Origin of the sequence: Actinomadura sp. BRA 177 (assembly GCF_013372625.1) — a bacterium.
Lineage (GTDB): Bacteria > Actinomycetota > Actinomycetes > Streptosporangiales > Streptosporangiaceae > Spirillospora.
Window position 1 is genome coordinate 1 of record NZ_JABXFD010000588.1, and the last position, 3442, is coordinate 3442.

The following is a 3442-nucleotide window of genomic DNA, read 5'->3' on the forward strand; positions in this document are numbered from 1 at the left end:
GGCCGTGTGTTCGTGGTATGGTTGCTTGTGTTTTTGTGAGGAGTCGGCGACCCCTGGAATCTACGTGTGCCTGTTCGTCGGCAGCGGCGGATGTGTAGAAGAGACGGGTTCAGGACGAGCGTCCAGTCGGTGTCGGGCCAGGCGGCGACCATCTCGTGGAGGCTCGGCATGATGAAGCGGGACGAGCCGATGGCCTCGTTCATCCACTTCAGGGACGTGAAGACCTGGATGGACGTCCGGCCGTGGATGGGGACGGGGCGCCACGGGAAGTCGGGGTCGCCCGGCACGATGCCCCACGGGGTGTCCGTCTCGGCGGGGACCAGGACCTGGGCGCCGAGCAGGGTCTTGTAGAAGGCGTCGGTGTCGCGGCGGCGGGCGACGTCGAAAAGGCGCTGCTCGATGTCGTTCTGGGGTTCGAACTGGTCCGTCATGCGCTGGGCGGCGCGCTGGTCGGCCCAGGTGGCGAGGCCCGGGAGCTGCTGCGCGAGGACGGTGCCGCCGGCGGGGGAGCCGGAGTTGATGGCGAGCAGCCAGTCGTGGTTCGGCCAGTAGCGCAGGGCCACGGTGAACGGCAGCTTGATGTATTCGGTGCCGGCGCCGGACGCTTCGAGCAGGCGTTCCGGGGACGTGAAGACCGGCACGACCGTGGAGCCGTCCACTTCGCGGGTCTGCCACGGGAACCCGGGACGGCCCGGACGCAGCGTGAAGTCCATGTCGTTCGGGACGGGCAGCAGGACGTCGGTGTCCGCGAGCGTCTGCAGGAAAAGGTCGTGGTCGTTGTTGGCGGCGGCGCGCAGCAGTTCGCGTTCCACGTCGTTGGCCGGCTGGAACTCCGGGCGCGGCGACTGCCGGGGCAGCTCGCGGTGCTGGTCGCGGAGCTCCTCCCAGGCGGCGGGCGCGCGGCCGACCTGCGGTGGGCGGCCGTCGCCCTCGGCGACCTGGCGGACGAACCAGGCCGGCATCCGCGCCTCGATGGGCAGCACGGTGCCGACGCCGGGGGCGGGCGCGTCGATGGCGAGCCACCAGCGGGCGTCCGGCCATGTCTCGGCGATGTCGCCGAACCGGACCGTCATGAAGTGCTGGTAGGACGGCCCGAGGCACGCCCGCATCGCCGACGCGGAGGTGTAGACCAGGACGTGGACGCGGCCGTCCTCCTCCTGGGTCGGCCAGGACGGCTGCGTCTCGTTGGCCAGCACGCCGTCGACCAGTTCGGGCGGGACGGGGACGACGAGTTCGCTGTCCGCGAGGAGGCGGAAGTAGCTCTCCTGGTCCCCGGCCCGTACGGTCTCCTGCAGTCGGTGTTCCAGCTCCGACGTGGGTCGCCACGCGTCGGCCACGGTCGCCACCCCCTGTTTCCTCCGTGCGACTGCCCACGCTACATGGGCGAACAGGACCAAAGAGCATAATCACCTGACTGCCCGCGGGTGTGTGCAGGTCAGCGCGCTGTCAGCCCGGCGAGGGCGGCGAGCAGCCGGTCGACGTGCTCCTCGCCCGTCCCGATGCCGAGACTGGCGCGCACGGCGGTGTCCCCGCCCGCCAGGTGCCGGACGAAGGGGTGCGCGCAGAACCTTCCGTCCCGGATGCCGATGCCGTGCTCCTCCGACAGCGTAAGCGCCACGTCGCGCGCGTTCCAGCCGTCCACGGTGAACGAGACGATTCCCACGCGCGGTGCCCGTCCGCCCCAGAGGTTTAGTTCTTGGACGTGCGGCAGCGCGGCCAGCCCGGTGCGGAGCCGGTCGACGAGGGCCTCCTCTCGGACGGCCAGATCGTTCCAGAAGGGGGAAATCGTCTCGCAGGCGGCGGCCAGCGCGATCGCACCGAGGACGTTCGGTGACCCTGCCTCGTGCCGTTGCTCCGCCGACGCCGCCCATCGGGTCGTCCTGCCGACCGACGCGCTCGCGCCGCCGCCCTTCAGGTAAGGGTCGGCGGCGCGCAGCCAGTCCGCGCGTCCGGCGAGGACTCCGGCGCCGAACGGCGCGTACAGCTTGTGGCCGGAGAACGCGACGTAGTCCAGGCCGAGCGCGGTCATGTCGAGCGGACGGTGCGGGACGAGCTGCGCCGCGTCCACCGCGATCCGGGCGCCGTTGCGGTGCGCGACCCGCGCGAGTTCCTCGATGGGCCACAGTTCGCCGGTGACGTTGGACGCGGCCGTGACGACGAGCAGCCGCGGCCCGATCGGGCAGGAGCGGAGCGCGCGGTCGGCGGCGGAGATCGCCTCGGCCGGGGTGGCGGGCGCCGGAAGCCGCACGGCCCGCTTCCACGGCAGCAGCGACGCGTGGTGCTCGGTCTCGAAGACGACGACGCTCGTCCCGGCGGGGACGGCGTGCGCCAGCAGGTTCATGGAGTCGGTCGTGTTGCGCGTGAACACGACCGCCGATCGGCGCCACGCCCCGACGAACGAGCGGACGGTCTCGCGAGCCTCCTCGTACGCGCCGGTCGTGACCTGCGACGCGTACCCCGCCCCGCGGTGGACGCTGCTGTAGTACGGCAGCGCCCGGACGACCGCGTCCTGCACCGCCTCCAGGCAGGGCGCGCTGGCGGCGTAGTCGAAGTTGGCGTAGGGGACGTGGCCGCCGTCCCGCAGCGGCACCGGGACGTCCGTCCCGATCACTCGCGGAATCCGGCGAACCCGGACCCCCTCGGGACGCGTCACAGCAGGCGTGGTGGGGGAGAGCAAGGCGGGCATACCGGGACCTTCCGGGTCAGGGACCCCGGATGACAGGTCGGGATCCGCGCTTGCCGGAACGCGGTGCCGCGTCCGGCCAGGTCCTCACCCGGGGCACCCCATCGCGGACGAAGGGTTGCCGGCCAGCAAGCCGGGGCTTGACGCTGGCGCTCATGACCTAGTGCGGAATCATATACGGGTCCGGTCGGGGATCAAGCAGGAGGAAACGATGCGGTACGGGGTGGTTCGGGCGCTGGCCGGAGGCGTGATGGTGCTCGGCACCCTGAGCGGCTGCGGCATGCTGGGCGGCAATTCCGGTCAGGTGTGCACCGACACGAAGAAGGCGTTCCAGCAGTACATCACGCAGGTCAGGGGCATCCCGGCGGCCGAGCCCGCGCAGTGGCGGCAGCCGACCGAGCGGCTCGCGGGACGGCTGGACGGGCTGGCGAAGAAGGCCGACGACGCCGACCTGAAGAAGGCCCTCAAAGCGGAGGCGGACAAGCTCCGCGCCGCCGCCCCCGCCGTCGGCACCGGCGACGTCGCCCAGCTCAACACCGTGATGAAGGAGACCCCGGCGAAAATCGGCCAGGCCTGCGACTAAGCCCCGCCCACGTCCAAAGAACCGACGCAACCGAACACCTGACCCGCCCGAGAAGCCCGGTGTGACCGGATCCCCGGTATGGCCAGACGCCCGAGGTGACCGGATCTCCGGTGTGACCGGATCTCCGGTGTGAGTAGGCGTCCGGTGTGGGTGGAGGGGCGGGCGGGGTTGGTGGG

General features: G+C 71.5%; 3 protein-coding genes and 1 riboswitch. Of the genes, 1 reads left to right on the forward strand and 2 read right to left on the reverse strand.

Annotation, left to right across the window (positions count from 1 at the left end):
• Window positions 1-1346, reverse strand: a 1346-nt coding sequence (locus HUX53_RS33445; protein ID WP_176407252.1) for an SseB family protein, incomplete at its 3' end; no start/stop codon positions are given.
• An 89-nt stretch (window positions 1347-1435) separates the two neighbouring features.
• On the reverse strand, window positions 1436-2686 hold the full coding sequence (locus HUX53_RS33450) for an aminotransferase class V-fold PLP-dependent enzyme (protein WP_176407254.1): 1251 nt from the start codon (window positions 2684-2686) through the stop codon (window positions 1436-1438).
• A 41-nt stretch (window positions 2687-2727) separates the two neighbouring features.
• A riboswitch (SAM riboswitch) is annotated at window positions 2728-2844 on the reverse strand.
• A gap of 50 nt (window positions 2845-2894) precedes the next feature.
• On the opposite strand from HUX53_RS33450, the gene HUX53_RS33455 reads away from it, so the two are divergent.
• A complete protein-coding gene (locus HUX53_RS33455; RefSeq protein ID WP_176407256.1) occupies window positions 2895-3266 on the forward strand; it encodes a hypothetical protein in 372 nt (123 codons plus the stop codon).
• Window positions 3267-3442 lie beyond the last annotated feature (176 nt).